Source organism: Pseudomonas sp. 05N434, assembly GCF_056396965.1.
The window spans coordinates 1-14,568 of record NZ_JBFTMK010000010.1; the positions used below are offsets into that span (position 1 = coordinate 1).

A 14,568-nucleotide genomic window follows, 5' to 3' on the forward strand; every position below is an offset into this window, starting at 1 on the left:
ACGCAGCCTCGCGCACGTTGGCGCGCAACCCGAAGGGACGGAGCCAACGTTGCGCAGGGCTGCGTTGCTCGGAACTTATTTGGAACAACCAAACCACGTTCCTCGCGCCTTGCCCTGCGCAACGTTGGCATCCGTCGCGGTCGTCACCAAACGTCAACAGACCCTGAGGATCGACCTAAAGCATTCTGAAAACGACGCGGGCGTAGCTTTTTGCCATTATTCCGACGTCAGAGACTTGTGTTGGCACAAGCCCGTTGCGAATCTGCATCAACAGATAATGGCAGGGGACTAAGCGCAATGATTTCGGCCGTGCAAGGACGTTTTGCCAACCTCGGTATGGCGAAAAAACTGGGTGTCGGGTTTGTACTGGTGCTGCTGTTGACAGCCCTGGTGGCGGCCATTGGCGTATGGTCCCTGCAAACCATCAGTCATCGCTTCGACGGGCTCAAGCAGATGTCGTCGCTCAACAGCCGTTTGCTCAAGGTGCGTCTGCTTGAGCAGGACTACGTCTTGCGCGGCGACCCGAAAACCGTGGAAGCCTTGCACGCGGGGGTGGACGCGTTGATCGCGCTGGCGACCGAGCTCAAGGCTCAGTCCGCAGCCAACGTGCCGGTCATGAATGACGTCGAACAGTCTCTGGGGGCTTATCGCAAGGCCTTTGACGAGTTCGTCTCGCTGAGTCAGGCCAAGGACCTGGCGCTGGAAATGGCCAGTTGGTCGGTGTCCAGTGTGGCCAATAACCTGGATGTGCTGCAGTCCGGGCTTAGCGATGATGGCGCCTATGCCTTGAAGGAGTCCGAGGGCAAGGACGGTGCGCAATTCATCGAGCAGGCGAATCAGGTCAGCCAGGTCTCGCGACTGATGTTGCAGGCCATGAACGAAGCGCACGTACGCCTGGATCAGAGCCGCAAGGGCGACGACAGTGCCGGGCAGGGCAAGATCGAGCAAGCCGACCAGGCGCTGGCCCAGGCCGAACAGTTGAAAGCTACCGTAAAGGATGAGGGTTACCAGACGGTCCTCAATGAAGTGTCGGGTCATATCGGCAGTTTCACTGAAAAACTCGCCGAGTACACCGGCCTGTTGGCGCAGGAAAAGACCGTCTCCGAGCAACTCCACCAGCGCGCCGCGCAAGTGGTGGAGCGGGTGGATCAGGCCTACGTTGCCGAAGACCGGTCGATGCAGGCAGAGCTGAAAAAGAACTCGCTGTTGATCATCGGCTCCTCGGCACTGGCCTTGCTGGTCGGGCTGATTGCCGCGTGGGTGATTACCCGATTGATCGTCGCACCGTTGCGCAGTGTGATCCGTGTCGCCCAGCAGATCGCCGCGGGCGATTTGAGCGCGACGATTGAGGTGACCCGCCGTGACGAGATCGGCCAGTTGATGCAAGCCATGCAGCAAATGGGCGCTGGGCTCAGCTGCATTGTCAGTGGTTTGCAGGCCGGTATCGAACAGCTGGCAAGCTCTGCGCAATCGCTGTCGGCGGTGACCGAGCAGACCAACCTTGAAGTCAGCAGCCAGAAAGAAGAAACCGAGCAGGTCGCCACTGCGATGAACCAGATGACCGCCACGGTGCACGATGTGGCACGTAACGCGGAGGAGGCCGCCCAGGCGGCGCAGACTGCCGATGGCAAGGTCGAAAGCGGTCAGCAGGTGGTGCGTCAGAGCATGGCGCGAATTGAGCAACTGGCGGACTCGGCCACCTCGGCCAGCTCCAGCATCGAAAGCCTCAGTGCAGAAATCCAGAACATCGGCACGGTGCTCAGCGTGATCAAAAGCGTTGCCGAGCAGACCAACCTGTTGGCGCTCAATGCGGCCATCGAGGCGGCGCGGGCCGGCGAGCAGGGCAGGGGATTTGCGGTGGTGGCCGATGAGGTCCGGGCGCTGGCCAGGCGAACCCAGCAATCGACCGAGGAAATCGAACGCCTGGTTAGTGCCTTGCGCTCGGCGGCGCAATCGTCGGTGCAGCAGATTCAGAGCAGTGGCGAGTTGGTGAAACTGGCGGTGAGCGATGCGTTGCAGACCGAAAGTGCATTGGGGAGTATTGCGGCGGCGGTGTCGCTGATTCAGCAGATGAACCAGCAGATAGCAGCGGCTGCGGAGGAGCAGAGCTCGGTGGCCGAGGAGATCAATCGCAGTGTCACGAGCATTCGCGCCAGTGCGGATCAGTCTTCATTGGCGATGCAGGGCAATGCGGCGTCGAGTATTGAACTGGCGCAGTTGGGGAGTGAGTTGAGGGGGATGGTGGGGCATTTCAAGCTGTAGCAGCTGCCGAAGGCTCGGGCTGTGTCCGGATGATCTATTGACTCTGGCGGGCATCAATCCCAACGCAAAAAAAAAGCCACCTGACCCGGTGGCTTTTCAGCATTTGCATGATCAGTCGTAGATCACTTTCTTCTTCCAGTCGGCGTCAGCCTCGACGTCTTTGAGCCCTTCAGTCAGTTGGTTCACTTCGCCTTCAACCGGGGCGATCTTGTCCATGACCTGGTCGTTGGCGCGGGCCAGGAGTTTTTCCAGGTACTCGAGTTGTTCGCTGTAGACCTGGGGCTCCGGCTGTTTGCGCAGGTATTGCACGCCGCGTTCGAAGGCCAGTCGGGCCTGGCCTGGCTGGTTTTGTTGCAGGGCATGCTGGCCGAGGTTGTTGAAGAACTCGATGTGCAGCAGGACCAGGATGTGGCGGACCTCGCGGATCCAGTGCTTGGCTTCGTTGGTCGGCAGGTAGCCGTCCTGTGCGGCACGGGTGATCTGGCCATGCAGGGCTTCGAGCAGGAAGCGCACGTCTTTGGCCTTGGCTTCGGTCTGGATCGGTGCCGGCGGGTTGTTGACCGGGATCGATTCGCCCTGAGCGACCAAGGCACTGAGCTCGGTAATCCGTGGCTTTAGCGTGGGGCTGGTTTTTTCCAGGTTGAGCAGGCGCTGGCAGACGTTCAGTTCCAGACGGGTCAATAGCAACTTGAGCGCGGGTGTCATGAACTGACCGGGAAAGGTCTCGGTGATTTCGCCGCAGCGACGCAGGCGGTCGTTGAGTTCAACCTTGGTGCGGGCTTTTTCCAGCTTATTGTTTTCCACCACATGGTTCATGTAGCCAATGGCGATCAATAGTGCGATCCCGGCTACGACTAGCAGGGTGATCATGAGTGGTGTCACCGGTAAGACCTCTTTATGGGGTTCGCGTTCGAGTCGAGTGTAGTTGGCTTGGCATATGGGCGCATAGGGTTGCTCGACGAGTGAATCGGCTATAGCTCTTCTTATATCGGCCGCAATGCCGCTTCTATAAGTAAATAGCGTGCGAGGTGCACATTGCCATCATCTCGGCATGGACTATAGCGTCTTGATGGATGCCAGAATATAGGCGCCAAAGGTCAGGCGACACAAAAGCCTGAATCGCTGCCAAAAGCAGGGCGAAGTCATTGATTTAAATAAATTTATATCTGGGGGTTGACGACCCCTCAATCCATCCATAGAATGCGCGCCACTTACAGCGTAAAGCACACAGCGAAACGCGGTAGGGAGTGAATGTTGTACGTGTGTCCCCTTCGTCTAGTGGCCTAGGACACCGCCCTTTCACGGCGGTAACAGGGGTTCGAGTCCCCTAGGGGACGCCAATGCGGGAATAGCTCAGTTGGTAGAGCACGACCTTGCCAAGGTCGGGGTCGCGAGTTCGAGTCTCGTTTCCCGCTCCAATTTTAAACAGCGTTGCTTTCGGGCAAAGCTGAGTGAAACCAGAACCAAGTCTTCGGATACGGGTCTGGGCACCGAAACACACACCATGTGTTCCGGGCAGCGTGTCCCCTTCGTCTAGTGGCCTAGGACACCGCCCTTTCACGGCGGTAACAGGGGTTCGAGTCCCCTAGGGGACGCCATTTGCGGGAATAGCTCAGTTGGTAGAGCACGACCTTGCCAAGGTCGGGGTCGCGAGTTCGAGTCTCGTTTCCCGCTCCAAATTCAAAAAAACGCCGCTCATTTGAGCGGCGTTTTTTTATGCGCGTAAAAAACCTGCTTCAATTTCCAAGGCTCTGCACCAGGCTTTCAAGTGCTTCAATGGTTGTATCTTCCAGTGGCGGTTGCGCTGCTACCGCTCTAAGTTGGCTGGCCAAACGGTATTCGCTGGGCGTGCAGTTGACGAACTGCTTGAAGGCGCGGGCGAAGTAGGAAGGATCCTTGAAGCCGGCCTCATAACCGATGCTGGTAATCGGCATCTGGCTGTTGTCGAGCAGCTGTTTGGCAAAACTCATGCGCTTGTCCAGGATGTAATCGGTGAAACCGACGCCATTGGCTTCCTTGAACAGGCGACTGAAGCGAAAAGTCGTCATGCCGCAGCGCTTGGCCAAATCCCTCTGATCGATGCTGTCCCGAAAGTGCTGGTCGATGTACAGCATGGTATGGCTCAGCGCCTGGTGTTTTTGGTGCCCGGAGGTCAGGCGGATGCTCTCTGGCAGAGTGGGCGAGTGGTCGATCAGCAATGTCTTGTCCTGACCGGCATTGCGGCGCAATTCGCAGAGCTGCATCAGTGCCGTCAGGTAGCGCTTCCTCTCGGCGTTGGTGAGCGGGAGCACCATGTATTCCCAGACACTGGAGCGCATGGCCCAGACGGCCAATTCTTCTGAGTGCTGCACGGTGAACATGGTAATCGGGATGGTAGGGGTGGTGCGTTTGATCTCCAGCAACAACCTCAAACCGGGGGTGTCGGGGCGATCGAAATGGATGCAGATCATGTCTGCCTGTTCCCCGCTGGGCAGCACGGAATTTTTCGCCAGTTTGCAGTCGCAAGTCTCCTCGAACTGCGCGATGAGTTCCTTCGTGGAACGATCGTGAGTCAGATCGAACCAAAGCAGCGATGGCCTTCTGGTCATGTTGGACGTCATGTCTCTACTCTGCGGTTCTACGGGCCCCTCTTCGCTGAGTAGTATTGCTAACGTGCCATCACTTTGCAGATTAAATACTGATAAGAAAGACGAATTTTAGTTCTATCCGCTCTATGCGTTGCCTGGAAATCAGTCCCAGGCAACAGTCTGTTGGTGTGTCGTCTATGAACCAGGTATCAGCCGCTCGTCGCTTGTAAATCGAAGTCAGTGGTATTCGCGAGCCATCCCTTGTTTTACCCCTCCTGCTACTTCTGCAAAGGCCAATAACCGTATTTGGCCGCACCCGCAAAAAAGTCCTAGTGATGTGCAAAATCTTCCTAACGCCCATGCCTTGCCCCTGACTAGGGTTGCATCAGGCAGTGCAGAACGTACTGCCTTCCGGAAAAAACAACATTCGAGTGAGGTGGGCAAAATGAATCTGCAGACAATCAAGGCTTCGGTAGTGAAGTTCGCCAAAGACGAAGACGGCCTGACCATCGTGGAATACGCCGTGGCCGGTGGGCTGATTACGGTAGCTGTTGCCGCTGCGTTCGTGCTTTTGGGCGGTGCCGTGAATACCAAAATCAGGGCGCTGTGCCAGGCCGTCAACGGCAACGTTGCGTGCTGATAACGAAATTTACGGTGGCGGGACGCGGCGAAGTCCATGAATGACCGGTTGTTGCTGTTTTGCTGATAGAGCGACCGGATAACTCAATGGACTTCGCGCTGTCCCCGCCAATGTACTTTCCGAGCCGTATGACCGCTGAAGTGAGGTACACAAAATGACTCTGCAAACAATCAGAACTTCGATAAGCAAGTTCGCCAAAGATGAAGATGGCCTGACCATTGTGGAATACGCGGTGGCAGGTGGGTTGATTACGGTAGCTGTGGCTGCAGCCTTCGTTCTTTTGGGCGGCGCTGTAGATACCAAGATCAGAGCGCTGTGCCAGGCGGTCAACGGCAACGTTGCCTGCTAACGATAATCCCGGTAGGGGAGACGCGCCATGTCCATGGAATTGCTGGTGTCGACTGTTTTACTGCTAGGACTGCTGGGCGTCGCGGTGGTGAGCGATCTGCTTCGCCACCGTATCCCCAACACGCTGGTCCTGTTGGGCATTGCCCTGGGATTGGCCGGTCAGACTTATTCAGGTGGTATCAGCGGATTGGGTGACAGCCTGTTGGGTATCCTGATCTGTTTTGCGTTCTTTCTGCCGATGTACGCCCTGGGAGGCATGGCTGCTGGCGACGTCAAGTTGATGGCCATGGTCGGCAGCTTTCTTCCGTTCCATTTCGCCTTGTGGGCAGCCATGTTCAGCCTGATAGCTGGTGGGGTGTGCGGTTTCCTGATCGTGCTGGTTCGCGGGCAATTGTTGCAGACCCTGGGGCGTTATTGGCTGATTCTCAGGGCGCAGGCCTATCTGGCGCCGACTTCGGATGAAGTCGCCGGCAAACCTTTTCCTTATTCGATCGCAATCTTGATCGGCACTTTAAACAGCGTCTACTGGCAACTGGTTGCCGGTGGATTGGGAGGTTAGTCATGCACGTCATTGTCGATAGTGATGCCTACTCCAGCGATCGGGAAGCGGTGCAACGGCTGGCTCCTCAGCCTTGCACAATCCGCGAGACGGGTCTGACCGACAGTTTTCTCGGTGAGTTGGTATGCAAGCATTTGTACGACGCCGGCGTGCTGGACATGCCGCGACTGGTGGAGCGCCTGGCGCTGACTGGCGCCGTACTTGAAGAAGTCCTGGCGTTTCTGCGCAAGGACGGTCGTGTCGAAGTCCTGGGTCAGGTGGGGCAATCGGGTGGGCAGCTGCGTTATAGCCTGACCGAACGCGGTCGCAGTGCTGCCCGCGATGCGCTGTCACGCAGCGGCTATATCGGCGCGGCCCCCTTCCCGGTGAGTACCTACCGTTCCCTGATCAAAATCCAGACCATTCACCATGGTCGCATCAGCTCAAGCGATATGCACAAGGCCCTCACCGGTGTAGTGCTCACGGAGGGGATGCTCGATCAACTGGGTGTGGCCCTGAACTCCGGGCGCGCAATCATGATTTATGGCCCCGCGGGTACCGGCAAGACCTACGTCAGCAGTCGGTTGATTCGTCTGTTCGCCGAGGCCATCTGGGTACCTCATGCCATCGTGATCAACGAGTCGGTGATCGAGATCTATGACCCGCAGGTGCATCAGCGGCTGGATGACAACGGTCAACAGAACAATCTGATGCTCAACGAAGGGATCGATCGTCGACTGCTGTGCTGCAAACGCCCGGTCGTCATTACGGGCGGTGAGTTGAGCATGGAACAGCTGGATGTTCGCTATGACCCCTTCACCCGCCAGTACCAGGCCGCCTTGCAGCTCAAGGCCAGCAATGGCCTGTTCATCATCGATGACATGGGCCGCCAGCGCATGGCACCCGCCGAGCTGTTCAATCGCTGGATCGTACCGATGGAGGAGAAGCGCGACTTCCTCAATTTGGGCGGTGGTCGGCATTGCGAGCTGCCATTCGATCTGATTCTGGTGTTCTCCACCAACCTCAATCCCCTGGAACTGGCTGATGAGGCCTTCCTGCGGCGGATTGGCTACAAGTTGCAGTTCGGTTACCTGAAGCCCGAGGAGTACGAAAAGATCTGGCGTCAGGAATGTGAGCGTCTGGGTATTCCTTTTGACCCCCTGCTGCTGCGTTATGTACTGCAAAGGCTTTATGCAAGTGAAGGCATGCCCCTGGTGCCTTGCCATCCCCGCGATCTCCTGAACATGGCCCTCGACCGTCAGCGTTATATCGGCGGTACCGGGGCACTGTCACCACAAGAGTTGGAATGGGCCTGGCACAACTACTTCGTCCAGCTCGACTTTCTTTGATACGGAGATACTGACATGAGCTCTCGTACTGTTTCCCTGATAGGCGTTTCCCTGGTCATGGGCCTTGGGGCTGCATGGATGGCCGACTCCTGGCTGAGCGCGCGGCTCAATGCTACTCCGGATGACCATCTTCGAAGCGTGGTGGTTGCCACGGTAGAGATTCCATTCGGGCAGATGGTCGAGGCCCAACAGGTCACGACCGTACGCATGCCGATGGACACGATCCCGGACGATGCTCTCGACTCCAGCGACAAGGCCGTGGGCAAGATCGCAACGTTCGACATCTTGCGTGGCGACGTCATGCGCAGCGCACGCCTGAGCGAGCATCTGGGCGGCAGTACCCTGGCCTCTCTGATTGCCACAGACAAACGTGCCATTTCGGTACGCGTGGACGATGTGGTGGGTGTGGGCGGATTCCTCCTGCCAGGTAACCGGGTCGATGTACTGGCGACCAAAACCACCAGTGCCGGCAGTAACAGTGCCGTGTCCAGGACCATCCTTGAGAACTTGCGGGTGTTGGCGGTGGATCAGACGGCGGGTACCGACAAGACCCAACCGGTGGTGGTGCGCGCAGTGACGCTGGAGATGACGGCCGCCGAGGCGGAAACCCTGGTCACGGCGCAAACGGAAGGCAAGCTGCAACTGGCGCTGCGCAATCCGCTGAACTCCGAGAAAAAAATCGTGACCGCCGCGCCTGCTGCGCCGGCCCCCATGGTTGTGGCCGCTGCCCCAGTGCAAAAACGCGTGGTGCACCGTGCCGAGGGTGGCGGGGCTGTCACCATCATTCGYGGGATCCAGACCAGTTTAGTGAAAGTTCGTTGACAGAGCGGTAGGGGTGCCTGTGCACCAAGGTATTGGCGGAGCCGATCCGGATCAGTATCGGCAAACGAGGGCTTGATGATGAATCTTCGTATTCAGCGGCCGTTCACTGCGACGCCAAGGCGCCAGGGAGGAGCGGTGAGCGTACTGATGGTGATCGCCCTGGCGGCGATTTCCATGATAGCGGCGTTGGCTCTGGACGGCGGGCACATGATGTTGAACAAGACGCGCCTGCAAAACGCTGTGGATGCCGCTGCCCTGAGTGGCGCCAAAACCCTGCTTGAGGTGGCAGGTGCTGCCACCATGGCCAGCGCGACACGCACTGCCGCGCTCAATACGCTGACGCAAAATGCCAATGCCACGGGCAACACCGAATTGGCAACGGCGGTCGCCGGCAACCCAGGCGCATTTGCGACGGTGGAACTCTCCAGCAGCGTCTATGGCCCGTTCTCCTATCCCGGGCCGGCAAATGCCAAGTACGTTCGGGTATCGGTACCGAGCTATCAACTGACAGGTTTTTTCTGGAGCTTCGTTCAGACGTTAGGCACTGCGGGCCTTGGGAACAAGGCCGTGGCGGCGATCGCCACCGCCGGCCCCAGCCCTACCAGCCCCTGTGATCTTGCCCCATTGATGGTCTGTGGCGACCCGACTAAATACAACCCGGCCGCGGGCGTGTTCTGGGGCTTCCAGTTTGGCGATTTGCAGGTGTTGAAGACGGCTGCCGGCAATTCATCTCCCATTGGCCCAGGCAACTTTCAGTTGCTCGACTTTGGCTCCGGCGGCAGTACCGTCAGGGATGACCTGGCCGGAGGCGGCACGGTTTGCCGCAACGTCGGGCAGAACGTCCAGACCGCCCCTGGCAACAAGGTCGGCCCTACCTCTCAAGGGTTGAATACGCGCTTCGGCATCTACAACGGCCCGGTCAGTGCCTCGGACTACCCGCCAGATCTGGTAACCACGTCCAGCACCCCCGCGATCACATACGACGATGCAACGGGACAAAAGATGTACAAGGGGCAAACCGTCACATCGAGCGGCGGCAATCTCACGGCGGGCGCCAACGCGATACTGGACTACAACGACTGGCGTGCGAGCACTGCCGCGTGTGTGGCCGGGACCGGCAGCGGCTGTCAGAGCGGTGGGGTGTTCGAGCGTCGGATGCTGAAAATCGTGGTGGGCGACTGCACCGGTAAACAGGGGGGTACAACCTCGGTGCCGGTCCTGGGTTTTGGTTGCTATTTCGTGGTACAGCCCATGAGCAACGGCGGCACGGAATCGCAGATATTCGGCCAGTTTGTGAAGGAGTGCGAAGGCGATAACGTAGCCGGCCCCTCGCCGTCCACCGATGTCGGCCCGCAGATCATTCAACTCTACAAAACCTATATTGGCAGCGGCACTGGCACTCCGAGCACAGACTCGTAGGAGGCGTCATGGGACTTCACTCATTCAAGCGACCACAGGCTCAGCGAGGCGTGGCATTGGTGGAATTCACCCTCGTCCTGCCGCTGTTGCTTCTGTTGTTACTGAGCCTCGGCGAATTCGGCCGCATGCTCTACCAGTACAACGTCCTGTTGCAGGCCAGCCGTGATGCCGACCGTTTTGTCGCCAGCCAGGCCTGGGACTCGACGCTCGGCGCTATCGCTCTGAGCAATACGCTGCTGACCCAGACGAAAAAYGTCGCGGTCTATGGCGTGCCCAGCGCTACCGGCAGCGCTGTGGTGTCAGGGTTGACGACCGCGAACGTAGCGGTCGCCGCGGTAGGCACCGACCATGTGCGAGTCACCATCACCTATAGCTTCTGCCCGGTGATTGGCAGTGGCAATTGTGTCGGCACGTTTCCTGGTCTTATCGGTGGGCAGTTTGCGCTGGCCATTCCGTTGGTTGCCACCACTGTCATGAGGGTGCTGTGATGAATAAAAAACGCATGCACGGCACCTATGTCGTGGAGTTCGCCTTCATCGGCATGCTGGTGTTCATCCTGTTGTTCGGCGTGGTGGAAATGGGCCGCCTGTACTTCACGGTCAGTGCGCTGGATGAAGCCGCGCGGCGTGGTGCGCGGCTGGCAGCGGTGTGCAACATCAGCGATCCGGTGGTCTTGCGGCGGGCGATCTTCAACGCATCGACCGACGCCGGCACGAGCCAGCTGATCACGAGCCTGGCCACCACCAACCTGACGCTGACCTATCTGGACGTCAACGGTGCTGTGGTGGCCAATCCCGGCGACCTGGTCAGCGCTACTGGCTTTCGTGCCATCCGTTATGTCCAGTTGAGTCTGCAAGGCTTCGTTTTCAATCTGTTTATTCCCGGGTTCGGCGTGCCCATTACCTTGCCTGCATTCAAGGCAACCTTGCCACGCGAAAGCCTCGGGCGTCATTCCGATTCCGGGGAGATCACACCATGCTGAATACCAAGGATACCCCGCTCTCCACTTCGACCGGCAAGGCTGGGCTGAGGTTGCTGATCAGCAGCCGTGATGCCACCTCGTTGCGCGATCTGCAGAGCGTCTGCCAGCGCATGCCCTGCCTGGAGGTGAGCACTCGCCTGGTGAGTAATGGGCATGTCGACCCGCTCTACGGCCTGGACCGCATGCCTGATCTGTTGCTGTTGCGCGTCAGCCATCTGTGGCGCGAAGAATTGGCGGCGCTGTTGCAGCGTCCGGCCCATGAGCGTCCGCCGATGTTGGTGTGCGGTCTGCTGACCGAGCAGGAAGGCATGCGCCTGGCGATGCAGGCCGGCGCCCGTGACGTGCTGCCGGAGCCTATCGCCGAGACCGAACTGGTTGCCGCCTTGAATCGCCTGGTCATGGAGGTTCGCACCGGCAGCGGGACAGAAGGGAAATTGATCGCCGTGATGAGCGCCAAGGGCGGCTCCGGCGGAACCTTGCTGGCCTGCAACCTGGCTCAACAGCTCAGCGTCAGGGGCGGCAGCACCCTATTGCTGGACATGGACCTGCAATTCGGCAGCGTGACGCATTACCTGGACGTGGCGCAGACGCACAGCCATCTCGAGGTGCTGCATCAGATCGATGGCATGGACAGCGTCGCGCTACGCGGTTTTTGCAGCCACTTCAGCCCGACCTTGCATGTGCTGGGTGGTCGGGCCGGTGAGCTGTGCCTGCCGCAGGATGCCCAACCCGAGCAACTTGACACCCTGTTGCAACTGGCCCGCGCCAGCTACGACTGGGTGGTGATCGACCTGCCGCGGCAAATCGACCACCTCACCGGCTCCGTGCTGGAACAGGTGGACCGGGTGTACGTGGTGGTGCAGCAGAGCGTCAGTCATCTGCGCGATGCCAGCTCCCTGGTGCGGATTCTTCGCGACGACCTGGGCGTGCGCGGCGATCAGTTGCAGATTGTGGTCAACCGCTATGACAAGGCCGCAGCGATCAGCCTCAAGGATATTGGCGAGGCACTGCGCTGCACCAATCTGTCGAAATTACCCAACGACTTCAACCTGGTCAGCCAGAGTCAGAACACTGGCGTGCCGTTGGGGCTGCATGCGCCGAGGGCCGCGATTACTACCGCCCTGCGCGACATGACCGAGGACCTGGTCGGTCAACAGGTGGCCGGGAACAAAGGCTTACTCAAACGCGCCTTCAACCGTTTTTTCGGGGGATGACCCATGATCAGCGACTTTCGTAACCGCTTGCGCAAACAGTCCGGTAAACCCGCAGCATCGTCAGCTGCTCAGGGCGACGACCTGCTGGATCCGGCAGAGGAAATAATGGCGTGGGAGCGTGCAACACCGGACGTTCTTTACGAAACCAGAAGCCAGGTCACCCCGGTGGAAGCCGAGTGGCGGGAAAAAATCTACCAGCAATTGCTCAAGGTCATGGACCTGTCCTTGCTGGACTCCCTTGAACAGGCCGAGGCCTCACGGCAGATCCGTGATATTTGCCAGCGCCTGCTCGACGAGCATTCGGCACCGGTGAGTACCACCAGCCGCCAGTTGATCATCAAGCAGATCACCGACGAGGTGCTCGGTCTGGGGCCTCTGGAGCCGTTGCTGGCCGATCACAGCGTGTCCGACATTCTGGTCAACGGCTATGCCTCGGTCTATGTCGAGCGCTTCGGCAAACTGCAACGGACCGATGTGCGTTTTCGCGATGATCAGCATTTGCTGAATATCATCGACCGCATCGTGTCCAGCCTGGGTCGGCGTATCGACGAGTCCTCGCCCTTGGTGGACGCCCGGCTCAAGGACGGTTCGCGGGTCAACGCGATTATCCCGCCGCTGGCCATCGACGGCCCGAGCATGTCGATTCGCCGCTTTGCGGTGGACCTGCTCAATACCGACAGCCTGATTCAGGTGGGGACATTGACCCCGGCCATTGCGCTGCTGCTCAAGGCGATTGTCCGCGGGCGCCTGAACGTGCTGATTTCCGGCGGTACCGGTAGCGGCAAAACCACCATGCTCAACGTGTTGTCCAGTTTCATCCCGCACAACGAGCGGATCGTCACCATCGAAGACTCGGCCGAACTGCAACTGCAGCAGCCCCACGTGGTGCGCCTGGAGACCCGGCCTTCGAACATCGAAGGGCGTGGCGAGGTGAGTCAGCGGGAGTTGGTGCGCAACAGTTTGCGGATGCGCCCGGACCGCATTGTGATCGGCGAAGTGCGCGGTGCCGAGGCGTTGGACATGCTGACGGCCATGAACACCGGCCATGACGGTTCATTGACCACGATCCACGCCAACACCGCGCGCGATGCGTTGGGGCGAGTCGAGAACATGGTGTCGATGAGCGGGGCGACCTTCCCGATCAAGGCCATGCGTCAGCAGATCGCGTCGGCCATCGATGTGGTGATCCAGCTGGAACGTCAGGAGGACGGCAAGCGCCGGCTGGTCAGCGTGCAAGAGATCAACGGCATGGAAGGCGAGATCATCACCATGACCGAAATTTTCTCCTTTGCGCGCCAGGGCATGGGTGAAAACGGTGAAGTGCTTGGCGATTATCGTCCCAGCGGCATGATTCCGGCCTTCCGCGATGTGCTGGCCAAGCGCGGCATCGAGTTGCCGCTGACGATGTTCAGGCCTGAATGGATGGAGGCACGGCAGCCATGAGCCATATTCCTGCTGAATTCATTGTGATGTTCCTGGGCATGGTGTTTATCGCCGTGTTCCTCTTGTCCCAGGGCGTGGTGGTGCCGGTGTTCGGCGAAGCGGGCAAGATGCGCAAGCGCATCCGCGGCCGTTTGCATGTACTGGAAAAAGCCAACAATTTGCCCAACATGCAGACGGTGTTGCGGCAGAAATACCTGACGCGTTTGTCGCCACTGGAGGCCATGCTCGAGCAGTTGCCGTTCATGGCGAGCCTTACGCAGATGATCGAGCAGGGCGGCCATGAATACCGCGCTTATCGAGTGATCTTGCTCGGGCTGTTCCTGGGTGCGTGTGCGGGCATCTCGATCTGGATGGTCGTGACCGTCTGGTGGATGGCGTTGCTGGCAGGCTTCGGGGTGTTCTGGTTACCCCTGCTGAAAATTTCTCGTGACCGTAGCAAACGTTTCGCTGCGTTTGAGGAAGGCCTACCGGATGCGCTGGATGCCATGTGCCGGGCCTTGCGTGCCGGGCACCCGTTCAACGAAACCCTGCGTCTGGTCGCCGAGGAGCACAAGGGGCCGGTCGCTCATGAGTTCGGCCTGACCTTTGCCGACATCAACTATGGCAACGATGTTCGCCGGGCCATGCTCGGCCTGCTGGAGCGCATGCCCAGCATGACGGTGATGATGCTGGTGACTTCGATCCTCATCCACCGCGAGACTGGCGGCAATCTGACGGAAGTGCTGGAGCGTCTGAGTCGGCTGATCCGCGGGCGTTTCCGCTTTCAGCGCAAGATCAAAACCCTGTCGGCGGAAGGGCGCATGTCGGCCTGGGTGCTGGTGGCGATTCCCTTTGTGCTGGCTATTGCGATCGTGCTCACAAGCCCCAGCTACATGCCTGTGCTGCTCAATGATCCCATAGGCCACAAGCTGATCATCGGGGCTTTCTGCGCCATGTTGATCGGGATTTTCTGGATACGAAAAATCATCCGGATTCAGGTTTAAG

Annotated in this window: 14 protein-coding genes, 4 tRNA genes and 1 pseudogene; 17 read left to right on the top strand and 2 right to left on the bottom strand. The window is 59.1% G+C overall.

The window, feature by feature from the left end; translation table 11 throughout:
- Window positions 1-336 precede the first annotated feature (336 nt).
- Window positions 337-1,401: pseudogene (locus AC1DLB_RS01215) on the top strand (HAMP domain-containing protein); the annotation flags it as partial.
- Window positions 1,399-2,262 (top strand): methyl-accepting chemotaxis protein, encoded by an 864-nt coding sequence (locus tag AC1DLB_RS01220; protein WP_477750360.1) that lies wholly within the window; start codon window positions 1,399-1,401, stop codon window positions 2,260-2,262. The pseudogene AC1DLB_RS01215 and the gene AC1DLB_RS01220, both read left to right, overlap by 3 nt.
- A 111-nt stretch (window positions 2,263-2,373) precedes the next feature.
- Here the strand turns inward: AC1DLB_RS01220 and AC1DLB_RS01225 are convergent, their stop codons facing one another.
- Window positions 2,374-3,132, bottom strand: a complete 759-nt coding sequence (locus AC1DLB_RS01225; protein WP_230139514.1) for a hypothetical protein — start codon at window positions 3,130-3,132, stop codon at window positions 2,374-2,376.
- Window positions 3,133-3,526: 394 nt separating this feature from the next.
- On the opposite strand from AC1DLB_RS01225, the gene AC1DLB_RS01230 reads away from it, so the two are divergent.
- The 4 genes from AC1DLB_RS01230 (at window position 3,527) to AC1DLB_RS01245 (ending at window position 3,939) form a co-directional block, all read left to right on the top strand.
- Window positions 3,527-3,602: transfer RNA gene (locus AC1DLB_RS01230), tRNA-Glu, on the top strand.
- Between the two features lie 2 nt (window positions 3,603-3,604).
- Window positions 3,605-3,680 (top strand) — tRNA-Gly (locus tag AC1DLB_RS01235).
- A 104-nt stretch (window positions 3,681-3,784) separates the two neighbouring features.
- Window positions 3,785-3,860: transfer RNA gene (locus AC1DLB_RS01240), tRNA-Glu, on the top strand.
- Between the two features lie 3 nt (window positions 3,861-3,863).
- A tRNA-Gly gene (locus tag AC1DLB_RS01245) sits at window positions 3,864-3,939 on the top strand.
- Between the two features lie 59 nt (window positions 3,940-3,998).
- Here the strand turns inward: AC1DLB_RS01245 and AC1DLB_RS01250 are convergent.
- Entirely contained in the window at window positions 3,999-4,862 is an 864-nt protein-coding gene (locus AC1DLB_RS01250) for a helix-turn-helix transcriptional regulator (RefSeq protein ID WP_436275170.1), read from the bottom strand.
- 412 nt (window positions 4,863-5,274) lie between these two features.
- Between AC1DLB_RS01250 and AC1DLB_RS01255 the strand changes: the two genes are divergently transcribed.
- From AC1DLB_RS01255 to AC1DLB_RS01305, 11 genes are all read left to right on the top strand, one after another.
- A complete protein-coding gene (locus AC1DLB_RS01255; RefSeq protein WP_018926261.1) occupies window positions 5,275-5,469 on the top strand; it encodes a Flp family type IVb pilin in 195 nt (64 codons plus the stop codon).
- A 154-nt stretch (window positions 5,470-5,623) separates the two neighbouring features.
- Window positions 5,624-5,818 (top strand): Flp family type IVb pilin, encoded by a 195-nt coding sequence (locus AC1DLB_RS01260; RefSeq protein ID WP_018926260.1) that lies wholly within the window; start codon window positions 5,624-5,626, stop codon window positions 5,816-5,818.
- A gap of 27 nt (window positions 5,819-5,845) precedes the next feature.
- Entirely contained in the window at window positions 5,846-6,376 is a 531-nt protein-coding gene (locus AC1DLB_RS01265) for an A24 family peptidase (protein ID WP_018926259.1), read from the top strand.
- A gap of 2 nt (window positions 6,377-6,378) precedes the next feature.
- Entirely contained in the window at window positions 6,379-7,704 is a 1,326-nt protein-coding gene (locus tag AC1DLB_RS01270) for an AAA family ATPase (RefSeq protein ID WP_138866985.1), read from the top strand.
- A 15-nt stretch (window positions 7,705-7,719) separates the two neighbouring features.
- Window positions 7,720-8,526 carry a Flp pilus assembly protein CpaB gene (cpaB, locus tag AC1DLB_RS01275; RefSeq protein ID WP_064616549.1) on the top strand — a complete coding sequence of 269 codons (807 nt, stop codon included), beginning with the start codon at window positions 7,720-7,722 and terminating at the stop codon, window positions 8,524-8,526.
- A gap of 75 nt (window positions 8,527-8,601) precedes the next feature.
- Entirely contained in the window at window positions 8,602-9,945 is a 1,344-nt protein-coding gene (locus AC1DLB_RS01280; RefSeq protein WP_477743490.1) for a TadE/TadG family type IV pilus assembly protein, read from the top strand.
- Between the two features lie 8 nt (window positions 9,946-9,953).
- Entirely contained in the window at window positions 9,954-10,433 is a 480-nt protein-coding gene (locus AC1DLB_RS01285) for a TadE/TadG family type IV pilus assembly protein (RefSeq protein WP_064616553.1), read from the top strand.
- Window positions 10,433-10,927, top strand: coding sequence for a TadE family protein (locus AC1DLB_RS01290; protein ID WP_018926254.1), 495 nt, complete (start codon window positions 10,433-10,435; stop codon window positions 10,925-10,927). The genes AC1DLB_RS01285 and AC1DLB_RS01290 overlap by 1 nt, the downstream gene beginning before the upstream one ends.
- Entirely contained in the window at window positions 10,921-12,141 is a 1,221-nt protein-coding gene (locus tag AC1DLB_RS01295; RefSeq protein WP_064616555.1) for an AAA family ATPase, read from the top strand. Before AC1DLB_RS01290 ends, AC1DLB_RS01295 begins: the two co-directional genes overlap by 7 nt.
- Window positions 12,142-12,144: 3 nt before the next feature.
- A complete protein-coding gene (locus AC1DLB_RS01300; RefSeq protein WP_111455151.1) occupies window positions 12,145-13,584 on the top strand; it encodes a TadA family conjugal transfer-associated ATPase in 1,440 nt (479 codons plus the stop codon).
- A complete protein-coding gene (locus AC1DLB_RS01305; protein WP_064616557.1) occupies window positions 13,581-14,567 on the top strand; it encodes a type II secretion system F family protein in 987 nt (328 codons plus the stop codon). Before AC1DLB_RS01300 ends, AC1DLB_RS01305 begins: the two co-directional genes overlap by 4 nt.
- The last annotated feature ends 1 nt before the right edge of the window (window position 14,568 follow it).